At 65.2% G+C, this 18,667-nt stretch carries 13 protein-coding genes; 7 read left to right on the forward strand and 6 right to left on the reverse strand.

Annotation, left to right across the window (positions count from 1 at the left end; all coding sequences use genetic code 11):
* Positions 1-244: 244 nt before the first annotated feature.
* The 3 genes from zwf to BTH42_RS09480 form a co-directional block, all read right to left on the reverse strand.
* Positions 245-1,870 carry a glucose-6-phosphate dehydrogenase gene (zwf, locus tag BTH42_RS09470; protein WP_075298243.1) on the reverse strand — a complete coding sequence of 542 codons (1,626 nt, stop codon included), beginning with the start codon at positions 1,868-1,870 and terminating at the stop codon, positions 245-247.
* Between the two features lie 146 nt (positions 1,871-2,016).
* Positions 2,017-4,920 (reverse strand): glucosidase, encoded by a 2,904-nt coding sequence (locus BTH42_RS09475; RefSeq protein ID WP_075298246.1) that lies wholly within the window; start codon positions 4,918-4,920, stop codon positions 2,017-2,019.
* Between the two features lie 51 nt (positions 4,921-4,971).
* Positions 4,972-6,981, reverse strand: coding sequence for an amylo-alpha-1,6-glucosidase (locus BTH42_RS09480; RefSeq protein WP_075298653.1), 2,010 nt, complete (start codon positions 6,979-6,981; stop codon positions 4,972-4,974).
* Between the two features lie 199 nt (positions 6,982-7,180).
* On the opposite strand from BTH42_RS09480, the gene BTH42_RS09485 reads away from it, so the two are divergent.
* Positions 7,181-7,555, forward strand: coding sequence for a hypothetical protein (locus BTH42_RS09485; RefSeq protein ID WP_075298249.1), 375 nt, complete (start codon positions 7,181-7,183; stop codon positions 7,553-7,555).
* 82 nt (positions 7,556-7,637) lie between these two features.
* Positions 7,638-9,806, forward strand: coding sequence for a phosphocholine-specific phospholipase C (locus BTH42_RS09490; protein WP_075298251.1), 2,169 nt, complete (start codon positions 7,638-7,640; stop codon positions 9,804-9,806).
* Between the two features lie 100 nt (positions 9,807-9,906).
* On the opposite strand, the gene BTH42_RS09495 is transcribed toward BTH42_RS09490, so the two are convergent.
* Positions 9,907-10,824 carry a dihydrodipicolinate synthase family protein gene (locus tag BTH42_RS09495; protein WP_143752001.1) on the reverse strand — a complete coding sequence of 306 codons (918 nt, stop codon included), beginning with the start codon at positions 10,822-10,824 and terminating at the stop codon, positions 9,907-9,909.
* A 402-nt stretch (positions 10,825-11,226) separates the two neighbouring features.
* Here BTH42_RS09495 and BTH42_RS09500 point away from each other — a divergent pair, with 402 nt between their 5' ends.
* A complete protein-coding gene (locus tag BTH42_RS09500) occupies positions 11,227-11,502 on the forward strand; it encodes a cupin domain-containing protein (protein WP_075298257.1) in 276 nt (91 codons plus the stop codon).
* A gap of 31 nt (positions 11,503-11,533) precedes the next feature.
* Here BTH42_RS09500 and BTH42_RS09505 read toward each other — a convergent pair whose 3' ends face one another.
* Both BTH42_RS09505 and BTH42_RS09510 read right to left on the reverse strand, forming a co-directional pair.
* On the reverse strand, positions 11,534-12,676 hold the full coding sequence (locus tag BTH42_RS09505) for a succinylglutamate desuccinylase/aspartoacylase family protein (protein WP_075298275.1): 1,143 nt from the start codon (positions 12,674-12,676) through the stop codon (positions 11,534-11,536).
* A 43-nt stretch (positions 12,677-12,719) separates the two neighbouring features.
* The gene (locus BTH42_RS09510; protein WP_075298278.1) at positions 12,720-13,487 is read right to left on the reverse strand and encodes a transporter substrate-binding domain-containing protein; all 768 of its coding nucleotides are present in this window, start codon (positions 13,485-13,487) and stop codon (positions 12,720-12,722) included.
* A 118-nt stretch (positions 13,488-13,605) separates the two neighbouring features.
* On the opposite strand from BTH42_RS09510, the gene BTH42_RS09515 reads away from it, so the two are divergent.
* From BTH42_RS09515 to BTH42_RS09530, 4 genes are all read left to right on the forward strand, one after another.
* The gene (locus tag BTH42_RS09515) at positions 13,606-14,526 is read left to right on the forward strand and encodes a LysR substrate-binding domain-containing protein (RefSeq protein ID WP_075298281.1); all 921 of its coding nucleotides are present in this window, start codon (positions 13,606-13,608) and stop codon (positions 14,524-14,526) included.
* 212 nt (positions 14,527-14,738) lie between these two features.
* Positions 14,739-15,842, forward strand: coding sequence for an AI-2E family transporter (locus BTH42_RS09520; protein WP_075298284.1), 1,104 nt, complete (start codon positions 14,739-14,741; stop codon positions 15,840-15,842).
* Between the two features lie 96 nt (positions 15,843-15,938).
* Positions 15,939-17,486, forward strand: coding sequence for a TolC family protein (locus tag BTH42_RS09525; RefSeq protein ID WP_372237253.1), 1,548 nt, complete (start codon positions 15,939-15,941; stop codon positions 17,484-17,486).
* Positions 17,483-18,655, forward strand: a complete 1,173-nt coding sequence (locus tag BTH42_RS09530; RefSeq protein ID WP_083654719.1) for an HlyD family secretion protein — start codon at positions 17,483-17,485, stop codon at positions 18,653-18,655. The genes BTH42_RS09525 and BTH42_RS09530 overlap by 4 nt, the downstream gene beginning before the upstream one ends.
* Positions 18,656-18,667: the final 12 nt, after the last annotated feature.

Raw genomic sequence — 18,667 nt, forward strand, 5'->3', positions numbered from 1 at the left:
GGTTGTTTCGCTGCCACCTGCCGTATTGCGCTCTTCTTCGCGGCGGTCTTCTGAGCAGCGCCTTTCTTTACAGCGCTCGTCCTGACAGCGCTCTTCACAGCGCCCTGCTTAACCGCACTCTGGTTCACTGCGCTCTGTTTCACTGCACTCTGTTTCACTGCACTCTGTTTCACTGCGCTCGTCTTACGTGTAGCCACGGTGCCTCCCCGAATGTGCATGCTGCGGATGTATACGTACTGCCCGTTTATTCCTGTGACTTGTTAGCCGGCGCGCTCTGCTGCAACGGCCGCCACGCACGCCCATCGCGCGCTAGCAGCGCATCGGCCTCGGCCGGCCCTTCACTGCCCGCCGCGTAACCGTGCACGGCCATCGCGCCGCCGCTCTTCGGATGCAGCACGTCATCGACCGCGCACCAGCTCGTCTCGATGCTGTCCGCGCGCTGGAACAGCGTCGCGTCGCCGAGCATGCAGTCGTACAGCAGCGTTTCGTAGCCGACGTTCGCGTGCGCCGCGAAGAAGTCGTTGTAGTCGAACGACGACTGCACCGCGCCGATCTGCATCACCGGTCCCGGCGTTTTCACATTGAAATCGAAGCTCGTCCCATGCGAGGGATCGATGCGCAAGGTCAGCACATTCGGCGTCAGCGCATCGACCGGCGTGTCGCGGAACAGCAGGAACGGCACGGGCTTTAACTGCACCGAAATTTCCGTGCGGCGCGTAGCGAGCCGCTTGCCGGTGCGCAGATAGAACGGCACGCCGGCCCAGCGCCAGTTTTCGACGAACACGCGCGCCGCCGCGTACGTTTCCGTCGTGCTGCTCGCGGCGACATCCGGCTCCTCCAGATAACCGATTCCTGCGGGCCCTTTCTGGTACTGGCCGAATACGACATCGTCGGGCGCGAGCGGCTGGATCGCGTCGAACAGTTCGGCTTTTTTATCGCGTACCGCCTCGGCATCGAACGAATTGGGCGGTTCCATCGCTACCATTCCGAGCAACTGGAACAGGTGGTTCGGCACCATGTCGCGAAACGCGCCGGTCTGCTCGTAGAAGCGCCCGCGCCCTTCGACGCCGATCGTTTCCGCCGCGGTGATCTGCACGCTGTCGATGTACTCGCGCCGCCAGATCGGCTCGAACAGCGCATTCGCGAAGCGCACCGCGAGAATGCTCTGCACGGTGTCCTTGCCGAGAAAGTGATCGATCCGATAGACCTGCGATTCGCTCGCGTACGACAGGATGTGCGCGTTCAGATCGCGCGCCGACGCGAGATCGGTGCCGAACGGTTTCTCGATCACCAGACGGCGAAAACCGCCGTTCGCGTCGTCGGCTTCTTTCAGCAGGCCCGCTTTGCCGAGTCGCTCGGAAATCGGTTTGAAAAAGCGCGCGCCGACCGCGAGGTAGAAGATCGCGTTGCCGCCCGGCTGCTGGTCGAGCCGCTGTTTGAGCTGCGTGAATACGTCGTCGGCTTCGAACTCGCCGGCCATGTATTCGAGGCGTTGCGCGACCCAGTTCCATGCGTTGTCGTCGAGCTTGCCGGCGTGGAAGGTGCTGGCTTTATCGGCGGCGAACTGTTGTAGCGACTTGTGCAGATCTTCGACCCACTCGCCCGTTTCGCGCGCGCCGTGATTGACGCCGATGATCTTCATGCCGTCGTCGAGCAGGCCATCGACCGCGAGGTTGTAGAGCGCCGGCATCAGCAGACGCCGGGTCAGGTCGCCGCCCGCGCCGAAGATCACCAGCGTGCACGGCGGCGCGGGCTTCTTGCCGGCCGCCGACGGCACCGCATCGTGCGGGCTTGCACCAAGCTTGCAACTTGGCGTGCGCGCGGTGCCGGATTGAGTGGAAGGAGCGGAAGGGTTCGGTGTCGTCGACATGGAATTCACTTGTACCTTGGCAAGCCACTGGAAATAGCGTGGCGATACGTGAAAGACCGCGCGCGCCGCCTCACAGTTCAATCGCGTTCGCATTCATCGCGATGCGCGGCGCGGCAGTTGCTCACGATGACTGCGTGCGGCACGCGCTATTTCGTCGTCGTGGCAGCGAGCGGCGCAGCCGGTTGTGGCGATGAAGCAGAAGCCGGCGCGGCTGCGGATGGCGCCGCCGGAGTGGCCACCCGCGCAGAACCTGACGCGGAAGCCGAAGCGGAAGACGAAGCGGAAGATGATGCAAACGCCGAAGCCGTCACCGCGGCGGCCCCCGCCGGAATCGGCGCCCGCGCCTCCGGCTCGCCGGCCAACGGCACATTGCCCGACGCCGCCATCGCGCGCGGCTGCAACAGCAACGCGACGAGCCCGGTCCAGCCGGTCTGATGCGACGCCCCGACACCGCGCCCGTTATCGCCATGAAAGTATTCGTGGAACAGGATCAGGTCCTGCGAACGCGGGTCCGCCTGCAATAGCGGATACGCGCCCATCACCGGCCGCTCGCCGTCCCTGTTCTTCAGGAACAGCGTGGTCGCGCGGCGCGCGAGTTCATCGGCGATTTCGCTTAGCGAGAAGTTCTGCCCCGAGCCGGTTGGATACTCGACGCGAAACTCGTCGCCGTAATAGCGATGAAACTCGTACAGCGATTCGATCAGCAGATAGTTGACCGGCATCCACACCGGCCCGCGCCAGTTCGAATTGCCGCCGAACACGCGCGTGTCGGATTCGGCCGGCAGGTACTTCACGCAGAAGCTGTTGCCGTCGTGCTGGAACACGAACGGCTGCTCGCGATGAAAACGCGACAACGCGCGTACGCCGTGATCGGAAAGAAATTCGCTTTCGTCGAGCGCGCGCCGTAACAATGCCTTCATCCGATGCCCGCGCAGCAGCGACAGCAATAGCGCATTGCCCTTGCCGGGCTCGTTCCAGCGCGATACCAGTTTCGCGAGATCGGGCCGGTGTTCGAGGAACCACACGAGCCGCTCGCGCAGTCCGGGCAAATTGCCATGCAGACGTTCTTCGAGTACGTGCACCGCGAATAGCGGAATCAGTCCGACGATCGAGCGCACGCGCATCGGCAGACTGCTGCCGTCGGGCAGGCGCAGCTTGTCGTAGAAGAATTCGTCTTCGCTGTCCCACAGCCCGGTATCGCAGCCGTCGTCGCAACTGACCGCCTCGGCGATATACAGAAAGTGCTCGAAGAACTTCACGCCGATATCGACGAATACATGGTTTGCGTACGCGAGTTCGAGCGCGATCCGCATCAGGTCGAGCGCATACGCGGCCATCCACGCGGTGCCGTCGGCCTGGTCGATATGGCCGCCGGTCGGCAGCGGCGACGAGCGATCGAAGATGCCGACGTTGTCGAGCCCGAGAAAACCGCCCTGAAAAATATTGTGGCCGTCGGCGTCCTTGCGGTTCACCCACCACGAAAAATTCAGCAGCAGTTTATGAAAAACCAGTTCGAGGAAATCGCGATCGGCCTTGCCGGTCAGCGCGCGATCGATCTCGTACACGCGCCACGCGGCCCATGCATGCACCGGCGGATTCGCGTCGCCGAGCGCCCATTCGTACGCGGGCAACTGGCCGTTCGGATGCTGATAGCGATCCTTCACGAGCAGCAGCAGTTGCTTCTTCGCAAACGCCGGATCGATCAGCGCGAACGCGGCCGCATGAAACGCGAGGTCCCACGACGCGTACCACGGGTACTCCCACTTGTCGGGCATCGATACGATGTCCGCGTTGCACAGATGCCGCCAGTCCGCGTTGCGGCCGCGTCTGCGCTCGGCGGGCGGCTTCGGCTGCAACGGGTCGCCGTCCATCCAGCGCTGCACGTCGTACTGGTAGTACTGCTTCGACCACAGCATCCCGCCGAGCGCCTGGCGTTGCACGAGACGCGCGTCGGGATCGGTGATCTCGTGCTGCAACGCGCCGTAGAATTCGTCGGCTTCGGCGATGCGGCGCGCGAACAGCGCATCGGCATCGAACGGCGCGTCGTCCACCGCGGATTGCGGACGCCAGCGCAGATAGATCACCGCGCGTCCATGCGGCGCGAGATCGAGCGCCGCGTGCGCGCCGGCCTTGGTGCCGGCGTCGCGGCGAATCGCGTTCGCGTCGCCGTGCACGAGGTAGTCGTTGAAGCCGTCCTTGAACGGGCCGGTGCCGTCCATATTGAACAGCCGCTTCACGTTGGTGTCGTTTTCGCAGAACAGCCACGCGAGCTGCGGCGCATCGGGCGACCACGCGTTGACGACGATCGGCTCGTGCCGGTGATGATGGCCGGTAAGGTGCGCCACGCCGTCGTGGTCGCGGCCCAGCGTGAGCTTCGGCTTGTCGTCGTTCTGCTTCCACGACCACGAATTGCGCGCCCAGATCTGCGGCAGCACGTCGAGCGACGCCGCTTCGTCCGCGCGATTTTCGATCGTCACGCGCATCACGATGTCGTCGGGCGAGTGCTTCGCGTATTCGATCTGCACGTCGAAATAGCGCGCATCGTCGAACACGCCGGTGTCGAGAATTTCGTACTCCGGCATATCGCCGCCGCGGCGCGCGTTCTCGTCGATCAGGTCCTGATACGGATAGGCCGCGTGCGGGTACTTGTACAGCATCCGCATATACGAGTGGGTCGGCGTGCCGTCGAGATAGAAGTACAACTCCTTTACGTCCTCGCCGTGATTGCCTTGCGAGTTCGTCAGCCCGAACAGGCGCTCCTTGATGATCGGATCCTTACGGTTCCACAGCGCGAGCGATACGCACCAGTTGAGCCAGTCGTCGCAGAAACCGCCGATGCCGTCCTCGCCCCAGCGATACGCGCGGCTGCGCGCGTGATCGTGCGGGAACGAGTCCCACGCGGTGCCGTTCGCGCTGTAGTCCTCGCGCACGGTGCCCCACTGGCGTTCGCTCAGATACGGTCCCCAGCGCTGCCAGTGGCCGCAGTCGGGCGAATGCAGGCGGGAACCTTCGATGGTGGCAAGCAGATTGGCAGCGCGCAGCGGTGGCATGGGAACGTCCTTGCAGCAGGCCTGGCGGTGGGACCCACATCGTAGCGCGGTTTACGCGCCGCCGCGCTCGAACCCGGCCAGCAGACTTTCAACGCGCAGCAATTCGCCCAGCGACCACGCCTGAAACGGCGTGCCGGCGCTCGCGTGCGGCGCGTCGCCGTCGGCGATTTCGGACAGATGGTCGAGCCCCGCGTGATCGAGATGCGCGTAGAGCGGCGCGAGAAAACGCGTGCGCGCTTGCGCCAGCTGCTCGGCGCCGGTGCCCTCGATACGCAGCCACGCTTCGACGAACGGCCCGATCAGCCACAGCCACACGGTGCCCTGGTGATACGCGCCGTCGCGCGCGAGCGGCGGCCCGCCGTAATGGCCGCGATAGCCGGGGTCGGACGGCGCGAGCGAGCGCAAGCCGAGCGGGGTCAGCAGTTGCGCTTCGACCTGGGCGAGCACCGCGCGCGCGGCCGCGCCTTCGAGCAGCGCAAACGGCAGTCCGCCGATCGCGAAGATCTGGTTCGGGCGAATCGCGCGATCGACGGTGGCCGGTACGTGATCGACATCGACGTTGTCGAACAATGCCTGGGTGTCCGGATCGATGAAGCGCTGGCGGAACGCGAGCGTCGCGCGTTCGGCCGGCGCGCGCCACTTTGGATTCCATGCGGATGCGATGCGCAGCGCGTTGATCCACAACGCCTGCACTTCGACCGGTTTGCCGATGCGCGGCGTGACCACCCAGTCGCCGACTTTCGCGTCCATCCACGTGAGTTGCACGCCGGGGATGCCCGCTTGCAGCAAACCGTCGAACACGCACACGCCGATGTTGAAGCGCGTGCCGTTCGTATAGCCGGTGAGGATCGCTTCGACGGCCTGCTGCAGGCGTTCGCGAGTCGCGTCGCTCGCGTGCGGCGTCGCCAGATAGTCGTGGACCGCGACGACGAACCATAACGATGCGTCGACCGAGTTGTATTCGGGCGCGTCGCCGTAGTCGGGGAAGCGGTTCGGCAGCATCCCGTCGGACAGCGTGGTCGACCATTCGAGCAGGATCGCTGCGGCGTCGTCGAGACGGTTCGACGCGATCAGCAGTCCGCGCATCGCGATGAAGGTGTCGCGGCCCCAATCTGTGAACCATGGGAAACCGGCGAGGATCGTGCGGCCTTCGTTGCGGCTGACGACGTAGGCGTCGGCGGAGCGTTGCAGGCGGGAGCCGAGCGCGCCGCGGCGTTGCAGTTCTGTATCGGCGAGGGTGGCGGCGTGAGCGGCGGTTGAGGTTTTCGCGTCGCCATTGGCGTGGGCGTTGGCGTTCGCGTTGGTCTTAGCGCTGCCCACCCCCGAAGCACTCAACACCATCACCGCTTCGCCTTCCGCGAGATCGAAGCTGAACACACCCGGCGCGGCGAGGTCCTCGTTGCAATCGAGCCCGCGTTCCTGTTCCCGCACATAGCAGAAGTTGCGATACCAGTCCGGCGCGTGCGTGTACTCGCCGTTGGTCGCGATCCGCACGACCGGCAATCCGCCATACGGTTGCCAGCTCGCGCACGAGCGGTCGTCGCCGATCGTTGGGTTGAAATTGAACACGGGGTTCTCGTGATGCAGCGCATGATAGTCGCGCCCCGACAGCAGCGGCCTCACCTTCAGCACCGCCGCGCCGGCACCACCGAGATCGCCGCCCGCTTCGAGCCGCCAACGCAACACCGTCTCGCCGCTCGTCCTGCCGACGAACACCTCGGCACTCACCACGCTCCGCGCATCGAACTGAATCCGCCACGTCGGCCACGGCGTCGTATCGAAGCTGACGAGACTACCGCGCAGATCCGGATAGATCACATCGGGCCCATAGCGCTGCATGCTCAGCGGATAACGCCGCCCGTCCGCTTCGAGCCACGCTTCGACACCGTTGACCAGCACCATCCGGCCGCCCGGCGCGCGCGTCGCGGCAAGCAGCAACGCGTGATAGCGCCGCGTGCGCAGCATGCCGACCGTGCCCGACGCAAAGCCGCCGAAGCCGTCCGCCTCCAGCCATTCGTCTTCGAGCCGCGCGATCTCGAGCGGCGATTCGATTCGTGTCATCTGAGCGTGCTGATGCGCAGTCGTCATGCGCGAACCATAGCGCAAATGGCAGTGCGGTGACCATTGTCCTTCCCGCGACTTTCCATTTTCTTTCGAAAAACTAACGATTTTTCGAAAGTTATGCTCCGCGCAAACGTTTCACATTAATTTCTCGAAAGGTAGCGAGACTGCATGCGCTTTCACCGAACCGGATGCAGAGATGAGAAAAAACACATGCATCGTGAGCATGGCCTTGCTCGCGCTCGTCACGCTCGCGTTGAGCGGTTGCGGCGCCGACGACACGCCGCTCGCGAGCAGCGCATCGTCCACGACTCCAGCCGCGAACGACATCGCACAGGCTCCGACGACGACGGCAAACGCGGCCGCGGCGATTCTCGATGCTTCCGCGCCGCTCGCCGGCACCACCGCGAACCTCGGCGCGAACAGCTTCGGCAATACCCCCGACTCCGCCGCCAATTTCGCCGCAGCCGCCTCCGACCCGATCGCGCAAAACATGCAGGCCAATCTCGCGGCCGACAGCCAGCAGATCGCGCCGGTGATGCGCTACGCGCCCGGCGACAGCGCAAGCAACTAGCCAGTCGTCCTTAACTAATCAAACCCATTCTCCCGGCGTGCCACCGCGCGCTATTCTTCCCCTACGCAGAAGGTGATATTCGATGACCTCAACTAGCCGTCGCCGTTTCCTGCAGACCGTCGCATCGTCGGCCGGCGCCGCCGCCGCGATGACCGCATTGCCCGAGTCGATCCGCAATGCACTCGCCGTGCCGGCGTTTTCGCGCACCGGCACGATTCACGATGTCGAGCACATCGTCGTGTTCATGCAGGAAAACCGCTCGTTCGACCACTACCTCGGCCATATGCGCGGCGTGCGCGGCTACAACGACCGCTTCCCGATTCCGCTGCCCAGCGGCCAGCCGGTCTGGTATCAGCCGTCGAAGGCGGACGCGACCAAGCCGGTGCTGCCGTTTCATCTGAACACCGCGACGACCAGCGCGCAATGCGTCGGCGATCTCGATCACTCGTGGTACAAGACCCACGCCGCGATCGACGGCGGCCGCTACGACCAGTGGCCCGCCAACAAGACCGACATGACGATGGGCTATCACCTGCGCGGCGATATCCCGTTCCATTACGCGCTGGCCGATGCATTCACGGTTTGCGATGCGTACTTCTGCTCGCTGCCGGGACCGACCCACCCGAACCGCTCGTATCTGATGACCGGCACGGTCGATCCGACCGGCAACTTCGGCGGCCCGCTGCTCGACAACAACGATTGGGTCGACGGCGACGGTCCGCCGAACTATCAATTGCTGTCGTGGACCACCTATCCGGAGCGTCTGCAAAACGCCGGCATTTCATGGCAGATCTATCAGCAGGGGCTGACCGGCGCCGATCCGCTGAACGGCAACTACGGCACCAACATCCTGCAGAACTTCACGAACTTCATCAACGCGCAGCCGGGCTCGCCGCTCTATGAGCGCGCGCAGACCGTGCGCACGATCGACGACCTGAAGGCCGACGTGCTCGCGAACCGTCTGCCGCAGGTGTCGTGGCTGTGCCCGCCGGCCGCGTACTCGGAGCATCCGCAATACACGCCCGCGTACGGCGCCGAATACACGTCGCAGATTCTCGATGCGCTGACGTCGAACCCCGAGGTGTGGAGCAAGACCGTGCTGTTCATCATGTACGACGAGAACGACGGCTTCTTCGACCACATCGTGCCGCCGCAACCGGCGACCACAGCCGCGCAAGGCAAGTCGACGGTCACGACCGACGGCGAAATTCACAACGTCGTCAATCCGCTGCGCGGCGGCAGCTACACCGCCGACGGCCTGCCCTACGGCCTGGGCCCGCGCGTGCCGATGACGATCGTGTCGCCGTGGAGCAAGGGCGGCTTCGTGTGTTCGCAGGTGTTCGATCACACGTCGGTGATCCGCTTTATCGAAACGCGTTTTGGCGTGCACGAGCCGAACATCACGCCGTGGCGTCGCGCGGTGTGCGGCGATCTGACGACCGCATTCGACTTCCGCACGCCGGACTCGAAGATGCCGTCGCTGCCGGACACCAGCAACTACAAGAGCATCGCCGACAATCAATGCGCGACGCAGCCGAAGCCGACCGTGCCGGCGACGCCGGGCGCGATCGATGCGCAGGAGGCCGGCATCCGTTTCGCGCGCGCGTTACCGTACGAGCTGCATGTGAACGGCGCGGCCGATGTGCACAAGAACAGCTTCACGCTATCGATCGGCAACACCGGCGACCAGGGCGCGCACTTCTACGTGTACGCGTCGAATCGCAGCGACGGTCCGTGGCGCTATACGGTCGAGGCCGGCAAGTCGCTCAGCGATACGTTCGATCTGACTTCGACGAACGGCGTGTACACGTTCGAGGTGTTCGGCCCGAACGGCTTCGTGCGCAAGTTCGCCGGCAATACTCAGGCAAACACGCAGGCAAATGCGCAAAGCGACCAGAAAGGTCACGTGACCGGGCATGGCCACGGCACGCCCGCGCAGCCGGAAGTGACCGCGCAATACGACGTCGCGAACGGCAACGTGTTCCTGAAGTTCAACAACACTGGCGGCTCGATCGCGCGCCTGAGCGTGACCGACAACGCGTACGGCGCGAAGCTGCGCAGCGTGCTGGTGCCGGCTAACTCGCATATCGAGGAAGCGTGGGTGCTCGCGTCGAGCCATCACTGGTACGACCTGACGGTCACGAGCAGCGACGACGCGAGCTTCTCGCGCCGCTTCGCCGGTCACGTCGAGAACGGCCGGCCGAGTATCAGCGATCCGGCCGCGGTCGCGCCGATGTTGGCTGTGAGCTAAGCAAAACAAACGGCATCCTGTTCCGTCTGAGTGACGGACAGGATGCCGAATCGTTTTCTGCTTCGAATAAGGCGCCGAAACGCGCGACTTAGGCTTAGGCTTAAAGCCCGACGTCCGGCAACGCCGGCCGCGTTTCGAGCGCCTTCGCAACGATGCTTTTCACTTCCGCGAGCGTGTCGCCTTCCAGCGCGAGACGCGGCGGCCGCGTAACCGCACTGCCGCGCCCAAGCAGTTCCTCGCACAGCTTGATGCACTGCACGAGGTCGGGACGTGCATCGAGATGCAGCAGCGGCATGAACCAGCGGTAGAGCGCGAGCGCTTCGTCGAAGCGCTTTTGCGTTGCGAGACGGAATAGCGTCTCGCCTTCTTTCGGGAACGCGTTCGACATCCCCGACACCCAGCCCTGCGCGCCGACCGCGATGCTCTCGACCACCACGTCGTCGAGGCCCGCGAACAGCACGAAGCGATCGCCGACCGCATTGCGCAGATCGATGAAGCGCCGCGTATCGCCGGACGAATCCTTGAAGCAGACGATATTCTCGCAATCCTGCAATGCGATCAGCACGTCCGGCGTCACGTCGTTCTTGTAGATCGGCGGGTTGTTGTAGATCATCACCGGCAGATCGGTGCTCGACGCGACCGAGCGGAAATGCGCGGCGGTTTCATGCGGCTTCGCGGAATAGACGAGCGCCGGCATCACCATCACACCGTCCACGCCGACGCGCGCCGCTTCACGCACCGTCTGCCGCGCGAACTCGGTGGTGAACTCGGCGACACCCGCGATCACCGGCACCTTGCCGCCGGCCGCATCGCGCGCGGCTTCGATCACCGCGAGTTTTTCCGGCGTGCTCAGCGACGTGTTTTCGCCGACCGTGCCGCACACCACCAGACCGGACACGCCGTCCCTGACCAGATTGCTGACCACCCGATGGGTCGCGTCGATGTCGAGCGAAAAATCGGCCTTGAACTGGGTGCTGACGGCGGGAAACACCCCGCTCCACTGGATCGGCTTGCTCACTTTGTCCATCTCCTTCATCACGCCGGCGATGCCGGCACACGTTGAGGTATGGCAACGAGTATCGGCGTTTCGCGGCCCGCAGGCTTGGGGTTTCTCGTAGTCGAAAGAGATTAAATCTGCACAACCGGCGCGGCGGTGAATTGCTCAGGCGGCGCCGCGAGGTACTGATGTGAACGCCATCGCACCGGCAAAGAAGAGGGTCGCTGCGAACCTGGCGCGTGCATCGCGATGCCGACACCGGCACAGCAGCGCCGTTATGCAAGCTGACAGCCGTTTTTCAGGCACGCCGGCACGCCGTGCTCGTGCGCGCCCCACCCCCGGCGCCACCGCGGCAAACCTCGGCCGATCGCGCTAGAGTCGATCTGCTATCGATTTGCCCAGTTCCCCTAACCAGGTGACGTCATGAATCGCGAAGCTTTTACCCAGATGCTGACGAACGAAGGTTTTCCCGATCCGGTGCTGATCTCGCGCGAACCGAATCTCGCGATGGATCTGCACACGCATCCGTTCGAAGCGAAGGCGCTGATCGTCGAAGGAGAAATGAGTATTCGCGCCGACGACGAAGAACGTGTGTACCGGGTCGGCGACGTGTTTCATCTGCCGGCGAACAAGGCGCACACCGAGCGTTATGGACCGGACGGCGTCAGCTATCTGGTAGGAAGAAAGCAACACGCGTAGCAGCGGCGAATTCACCGCTGCTTCATCTACTTCACGCCCCCAGCAACACACCCGTCCTGATCGGCCGCGTACCGGTGACGCGGCCGAGCGGCGCGCCCGCGGTCACGAAGCGAATCGCGCGCCGCATGTACAGCACCCCTTCGGTCTGGCTCGCAATCGTGGTGGTTTCGTCGGTCAACGGGTCGACGATATCGAACAGCGGCTGGCCCACGCGGATCGTGTCGCCGATCGTCGCGCAATGCACGAGAATCCCGCTCACCGGCGCGTAGAACTGTTCGCTGCCCGCGAGCGGCGTGGCCGGCGACAGCAGCGGCGGCAACGGCTTCGCGTCGCCGCGAATCGCGCCGCGCCACACCAGGTAGTCGATCAGCGCGTCCGCATCCTGCTGCGCGACTTCGTACGACACATCGCGCTGGCCGCGGCATTCGACCGTCACCGCGATCGAACCGGTCGGCACCGGCTTGCTCGCCGGCATCCGCTGTTGCAGGGTCCACCACAGCAGGCTGTGGGTTTCGTCGAACGCGCCGGCGCCGGAGTCGGTCGCGAGCAGCGACGCCTCGGCGCCGAGGTAACGCGACAACGGCTCGAACTCGGCCCACGCCGCTTCGCTCGTGTACACGTGCATCGCCGCTTCGAGCGAGCAATGCAGATCGATCACCACGTCCGCATCGAACGACAGCTTCAGCAGCGCCAGTTGCAGCGAATCGAATTCGGTCAGCGGCTTGTGCCGGTCCAGCTCCGCGCCGACCAGCGCGCGCACGATGCGCTTGTTCTCCTGCGCGTCGGCGCCGAGCGCGTGTTCGGCATCCGCAATCAGCTTCGCAAACTGCACGAAATGCCGGTTGAAATTCTTGCCGCTGGCCAGATCGAAGCGACCGACGAACTGGCCGAGCACGTATTGCCCGAGCCCGACCGGATTCGCGACCGGCACCAGCACGATTTCCGCGGTCAGCGCGCCGGCCTGTTCGAGTTCGAGCAGACGGCGCTTGAGCAGCACGGTGGTCAGCATCGCGGGAGTTTCGTCGGCGTGCAGCGAGGCCTGAACGTAGATCTTCTGCGCGCCGCCGGTGGTGCCGGTGGTGCTGGCCGCGCCTGCCGGGCCGAAATGAAACGCCACCAGTTCGCGATGCGTGCCGATCGCGGGCGACAGAAGCGGAATCGATTGCCTGTTCATGAATGGAGAAACGGGTAAGTAAATTTATCGAAAGCAATCGAACTCAATTGCCGTACGGGTCGAAGTCGAAGTACTTCTTCGCAATCTGCGCATACGTGCCGTCTTTGCGCATCGATGCGATCGCCTCGTTGATCGACGCCTGCACCGCGGTTTCATCCTTGCGCAGTCCGATCCCGACGCCGCGATCGCCCATCGACAGCGGTCCGCCGACAAACGTAAAGCCCTTGCCCGCCGGCGTGCGCAGAAAGCCGTAATCCGCTTCGACGGTGCCGAGCAGCGCGCCGTCGAGCCGGCCATTCTGCAGATCGGCGAACACTTCGTCCTGGCTCTTGTACGCGGTCACATGCGCGCCAAGCGGCGCCCAGTTCTTCAGCGCATAGCTCTCGAACTGGGTGCCCGTCTGCACGCCGATCTGCTTGCCGGCCAGCGCGCCCGCGTTGGCCGCGAGCGGCGAGCCCTGGCGCGCGATCAGGTGCGACTTGAACTGGAACAGCTTCGACGAAAACAGGATCTGCTGCTCGCGCTTGTCGGTGATCGCCATCGACGACAGCACCGCGTCGATCTTGCGCGCCTGCAACGCCGGAATCATCCCGGAGAATTCGAGTTCGACCCACTGGCAATGCGCATGGATGCGCTTGCAGATCTCGTTGCCGAGATCGACGTCGAAGCCTTTGAGGCTGCCGTCGGGCGCTTTCGAGTCCATCGGCGGATAAGTCGGGTCGATGCCGAGGCGCAGCGTGTTAGGGTCGGCGGCAAACGCGGCGCTGCTGAAAGTCAGCGCGGCGCAGAGGATCGTCAGCGGAAGTTTCATGAGGGCGAGCGGGTCGGATGGATGAGCGGGACAGCGTGATCCTATGCGGCTGCCGCGCCTCGAAGAAGCCCCGTTCGGACTATCATGATCACTTTTACCGATCACCACTCCCGGCCTCATGGCGTTGACCATCTCCCAGCTGCGCGCGTTCACCGCGGTCGCCGAACATGGCAGCATCCGCGCGGCGTCGCGCGCGCTCGGCATCGCGCAGAGCGGCATTACGCAGCAATTGCAGAATCTCGAAGCGATGCTCGGCGCGACGCTGTTTACGCGCACCAATCGCGGCATCGCGCTGACCGCGCTCGGGCAGCGGCTGTTGCAACGGGCCGGCGCGATCCTCGGCGAGTGCGAGCGCGCCGAGCAGGAAGTGCAGCAGCTGCGCGGCGATTACGCGGGCGAGGTCACGTTCGGGATGACGACCGAGCCGCTCGTCGATGCGTTCGCGCCGGTGCTGATGGAGTTTCGCGCGCGCTTCGAGCGGGTCGCCGTGCATCTGCGCACCGGCACCTCGCGGATGATGATTTCGTGGATCCGCGAAGGCACGCTCGATTTCGCGGTCGCGCTGGTGTCGAAGCACACCGATACCGCCGATCTTTCCGTGACGCCGCTTTATCCGTCCGATCCGGTAATCGTCTGCCGGAAAGGACATCCGAAGGCGCGCGCGAAGTCGCTGGCCGAGCTGGCCGATTGTCCGTGGGTGACCACGCGCTCGCCGAACCTGACCGAAGAGCCGCATGTGAACCGGCTGAGCCATCTGTTCGAGAGCCACGGGCTGCCCGCGCCGAAGATCGTCGCGACCGTCGAGGGTCTGTATGAAACGCTGCATCTGGTCGGCGCGACCGATTGCCTGTCGCTGGAGGCGTCGGTGATCGCGCAGCGCGGACCGTTCGCGGAACTGCTGACCACGATCGATGTGCGCGAGCGCGCGCCCGCGCAGAACGTCTGTCTGCTGCAACGCGCGGCGCTTCCGCTGACGCCCGCCGCGCAGGAGTTCGCGACGATGATCGCGTCGTACACCCGCACGGTGCGGGCGCGGTGAGCACCGTGAGCGCGGCGCCGCGCGCATCGGGCGCGGCGCTCCCGGCGCCCTCGCCGCCGGCATAGGACCTTGGTCCAATTGGCCGCACCGGGGTGCCGCCCCTACTATTTCCGATAGCGGCGCCGAACGGTACAAGGGGGCCACGCCGGATTCCCCGGCAAGCCAGACGGGTCGTCTGGAGACCCTTGCGGGGTCCCGCGAGGAGAAAATCGATGCTACCCACACAGACCGCTCGAAGGGGACTATCCCGGGAATTGCTCGACGTACTGATCCGCGCCGGCCTCGTCGCGGTGCTGGCCATCGCGTGCTTCCGCGTGTTCGTGCCGTTCCTGAACCTGATGGTGTGGGCCGTGATCCTCGCGATTACGCTCTATCCGCTGCAGGTCAGACTGCGTTCGCGGCTGCGCGGCAAGGACGGGCTGGTCGCCACGCTGATCATCCTCATTTCGTTCGCGGTGATTCTGGTGCCGACCTATGCGCTCGGCGTCGCGGTCGCCAATTCGATCGAACGCGCGATGGACATCTTCCGCAGCGGCGACTTCCGGATTCCGCCGCCGGCCGAATCCGTCGCCGCATGGCCGCTGGTCGGCCAGCGGATCTTCGACTTCTGGACCCAGGCGTCGACCGATCTGACCGGCCTCGTGCAGAAGTTCGCGCCGCAAATGAAGGAAGTGGGCGTCGCGATACTCGGCACCGTGACCGGGCTCGGCGCGGGACTGCTGGTGTTCTTCGTCGCGCTGATCGTCGCCGGCATTCTGATGGCGTACGGCGAAAAGGGCCACCGCAGCGCGGTGCAGATCGCGTCGCGCATTTCCGGCCTGGAGAACGGCCCGCAGATCGCCGATCTGTGCACGTCGACGATCCGCGCGGTCGCGCAAGGCGTGGTCGGCATCGCGTTCATCCAGATGCTGCTGATCGGCATCGGCTTCATCGTGATGGGCATTCCGGGCGCCGGCCTGCTCGCGCTCGCGGTGCTGCTGATCGGCATCATGCAGTTGCCCGCCACGCTGATCACGGTGCCGGTGATCGCGTTCGTGATCCTGACCGAAGGCGTCAGCACCGCGACGGTCATCTTCTCGGTCTACGTGTTCGTCGCCGGTCTCGCCGACAACGTGCTCAAGCCGCTGCTGCTCGGACGCGGCGTCGCGGTGCCGATGCCGGTCGTGCTGATCGGCGCGCTCGGCGGCATGGTGACGGGCGGCGTGATCGGACTGTTCATCGGGCCCGTGATGCTGGCGGTCGGATATCAGCTGTTCTGGCGCTGGGTCAAGGACCAGCCGGAATCCAAGCCGTGTCAGACACACATCGAACCCTAAGACCAGGGGGACGGCGTCGTGTCGCCTTCACTGCACGCATCGGCAACGGCGGCGCGGCCGCGCGCGGCGCTGTTCGTCGCCGCGCCGGCGCTGTGCGTGGTGGTGTGTGTCGCGGCGTCGGTCAGCGGCTGCATCCAGGTCGGTCCGGATTTTCATCCGCAGCATGAAGCGTGGAGCGAGCACTGGAGCAGCGCGTCGATCGAGCAGCTCACGCGGCAGGCCGCGCAGCCCGACGTCCGGCAGTGGTGGCAGGTCTTCGACGACCGCAACCTCGAACAACTGATGGCTCAGGCCGATGCCGGCAACGGCGATCTGAAGATCGCCGGCCTGCGTGTGATCGAGGCGCGCGCGCAACTGGGCATCGCGCTCGCGGGCCGCTATCCGCAGGTGCAGCAGGTCAACACCGATGTGCTGTATACGGCGGGCCGGCGCTCGGATGGGCTCAGTAATTCGCGCTCGAGCGGCGCCTGGCAGTACGGAGCAAGTTTCAGCATCGGCTGGGAACTCGACTTCTGGGGGCGCTTCAGCCGCGCGATCGAATCCGCCGATGCCAACTTCTTCGCCGCCCAGGCGAATCGTGACGCCGCGCTGGTGCTGTTGCATGCGCAGCTCGCCGATACCTATTTCACGCTGCGCACCGCCGAAGCGCGGCTGCGCATCGCGCGCGACAACGCGGCTTTGCAGAAACGCAGCTACGAGATCGCGCAGAAGCTGTTCAAAAGCGGCGAGAGCGACGAACTCGATCTGCAGCAGGCGAACACGCAATACCTGGGAACGCTAAGCAGCATCCCCGATCTGGAGAGTCAGATCGTGCTCGCGCAGCATGCGCTGTCGGTGCTGCTCGGCCGGCCGCCGGGCCCGCTGCCGGAACTCGATGCGCAGCCCGGCAAGGCAGGCGTGCTGCCGCTCGTCGATCGCGCGGTATTGCAGCAGGTGCCCGCCGATCTGCTGTTGCGGCGCCCCGACGTACTCGCGGCCGAATATCAGATGGCCGCGCAATCGGCGCTGATCGGCGTTGCGAAAGCCGATCTGTATCCGTCGGTGACGTTGCTCGGCTCGCTCGTGTGGAGCGCGACTTCGCTCGCCGGCGCGCCGAGCACGCTGGCGCTCGCGGCCGGACCCAGCGTCACGTGGAACGTGTTCGATCACGGCAAGATCGTCAACAACGTGCGCGTGCAGGACGTGCGGTTGCAACAGCTGACCGTCGCATATCAGAACACCGTGCGCGAAGCGGCGCGCGAAGCCGACGACGCTGCGACCGCGATGCTCGCCGCGCTGACGCGCGACCGGATTCTGAACGACGCGCAAGGGGCCGCGCGGCGCTCGCTGACGCTCGCCAATACGATTTATCGCGAAGGCTATTCGGACTTTCAGCGCGTGCTCGATGCGCAGCGCGCGTTGTTCGCGCAACAGGATGCGTACGTGGTCAATCGCAGCAATGCGGTCGGCAGTCTGATCGCGCTGTATAAGGCGCTCGGCGGCGGGTGGTATGCGGAGCAGCCGCTGATCGATAGCGCGACGCGCGCGCAGATGCAGCAGCGCACCGATTGGGGCGATCTGTTGAACGATGTGAGCGCGCCGCCGGCCGCGGCTGCTGCTGCGGCTGCTGCGGCTCCTGCTGCTTCCGAGGGGGCCTCGCGATGAGCGATACGTCCAAGTCGTCCGGAGCCGTGCCGGCAAGTGCGGGGGCTTCGTCTTCGCCTTCGCCGGCGCCCGCCCCGGCGCCGTCTCCGCCGCCCGCCGCCGAGCCGTCCGGTCGCGCGCTGAAGTGGGTGATTGGCGTGATCGTCGTCAGCCTGATCTGGTATCTGCTGGCCGATCGCCTGACGCCGTACACGCAACAGGCGCGCGTGCAGGCCTACGTCGTGCCGGTCGCCGCGGAAGTGTCGGGGCGCGTGACGCGAGTTGCCGTGCACGACAACCAGCAGGTCAACGCCGGCGACCTGCTGTTCGAGGTCGATAACGAGCAATACCGGATCGCCGCCGATCGCGCGCGCGCCGATCTGGAGACCACGCGCCGCCAGCTCGGCGCGAGCACCGCCGGGATCGATTCGGCGCGCGCGTCGCTGCGCGCGGCAATCGCGAACGAGGTCAAGGCGGCCCAGGACAGCGACCGGCTGGAGCGGCTGTATCGCGAAGACGAAGGCACCGTGTCGCTGCGGCGGCTCGAAGTCGCGCGCGCGACTCACGAACAGGCGCGCAGTCAGGTGGCGGCAGCACGCGCGGAAGTCGAACGCGCGCGCGAGCAGCAAGGCGGCGCCGAGCCCGATAACGCGCAGTTGCGCAGCGCGGCCGCGGCGCTCGCGAAAGCGGAACTCGATCTGGCAAACACACGCGTCAACGCGCGCAGCGGCGGCGTGATCACCGATCTGCGGACCGAAGTCGGCCAGTTCACCGCGGCGGGCAATCCGGTGATGACGCTGATCGCGATCCGCGATGTGTGGATCAGCGCGGATATGACCGAAAACAATCTCGGCCGTTTGCAGCCGGGCACCGAGGTGGCCATCGCTCTCGATGCGTTGCCCGGCGAGATTTTCCACGGCCGGATTCGCAGCATCGGTTACGGCGTGAGCGTCGGCCAGCCCACGCCGCCGGGCGCGTTGCCGTCGATCCAGAACAGCCGCGACTGGCTGCGTCCCGCGCAGCGCTTTCCGGTGCTGGTCGAGTTCGATGCCAACGAGCGCGACCGTTTGCGCAACGTCCGGGTCGGCGGACAAGCCGAGGTGATGGCGTTTCCGAGTGCGAACAATCCGCTCAACCCGCTGGGCAGGCTGTTTCTGCGCGCGATGAGTTGGCTCTCCTATCTTTACTGAACCGAACGAGGC

It is taken from the genome of Burkholderia sp. SRS-W-2-2016 (assembly GCF_001931485.1).
In the GTDB taxonomy this organism is placed as follows: Bacteria; Pseudomonadota; Gammaproteobacteria; order Burkholderiales; family Burkholderiaceae; genus Paraburkholderia.

Bases quoted from the DNA above. Each gene is read 5' to 3' on its own strand.
- zwf (WP_075298243.1), bottom strand. From the start codon at position 1,870: ATGTCGACGACACCGAACCCTTCCGCTCCTTCCACTCAATCCGGCACC.
- BTH42_RS09475 (WP_075298246.1), bottom strand. From the start codon at position 4,920: ATGCCACCGCTGCGCGCTGCCAATCTGCTTGCCACCATCGAAGGTTCC.
- BTH42_RS09480 (WP_075298653.1), bottom strand. From the start codon at position 6,981: ATGACACGAATCGAATCGCCGCTCGAGATCGCGCGGCTCGAAGACGAA.
- BTH42_RS09485 (WP_075298249.1), top strand. From the start codon at position 7,181: ATGAGAAAAAACACATGCATCGTGAGCATGGCCTTGCTCGCGCTCGTC.
- BTH42_RS09490 (WP_075298251.1), top strand. From the start codon at position 7,638: ATGACCTCAACTAGCCGTCGCCGTTTCCTGCAGACCGTCGCATCGTCG.
- BTH42_RS09500 (WP_075298257.1), top strand. From the start codon at position 11,227: ATGAATCGCGAAGCTTTTACCCAGATGCTGACGAACGAAGGTTTTCCC.
- BTH42_RS09505 (WP_075298275.1), bottom strand. From the start codon at position 12,676: ATGAACAGGCAATCGATTCCGCTTCTGTCGCCCGCGATCGGCACGCAT.
- BTH42_RS09510 (WP_075298278.1), bottom strand. From the start codon at position 13,487: ATGAAACTTCCGCTGACGATCCTCTGCGCCGCGCTGACTTTCAGCAGC.
- BTH42_RS09515 (WP_075298281.1), top strand. From the start codon at position 13,606: ATGGCGTTGACCATCTCCCAGCTGCGCGCGTTCACCGCGGTCGCCGAA.
- BTH42_RS09520 (WP_075298284.1), top strand. From the start codon at position 14,739: ATGCTACCCACACAGACCGCTCGAAGGGGACTATCCCGGGAATTGCTC.
- BTH42_RS09530 (WP_083654719.1), top strand. From the start codon at position 17,483: ATGAGCGATACGTCCAAGTCGTCCGGAGCCGTGCCGGCAAGTGCGGGG.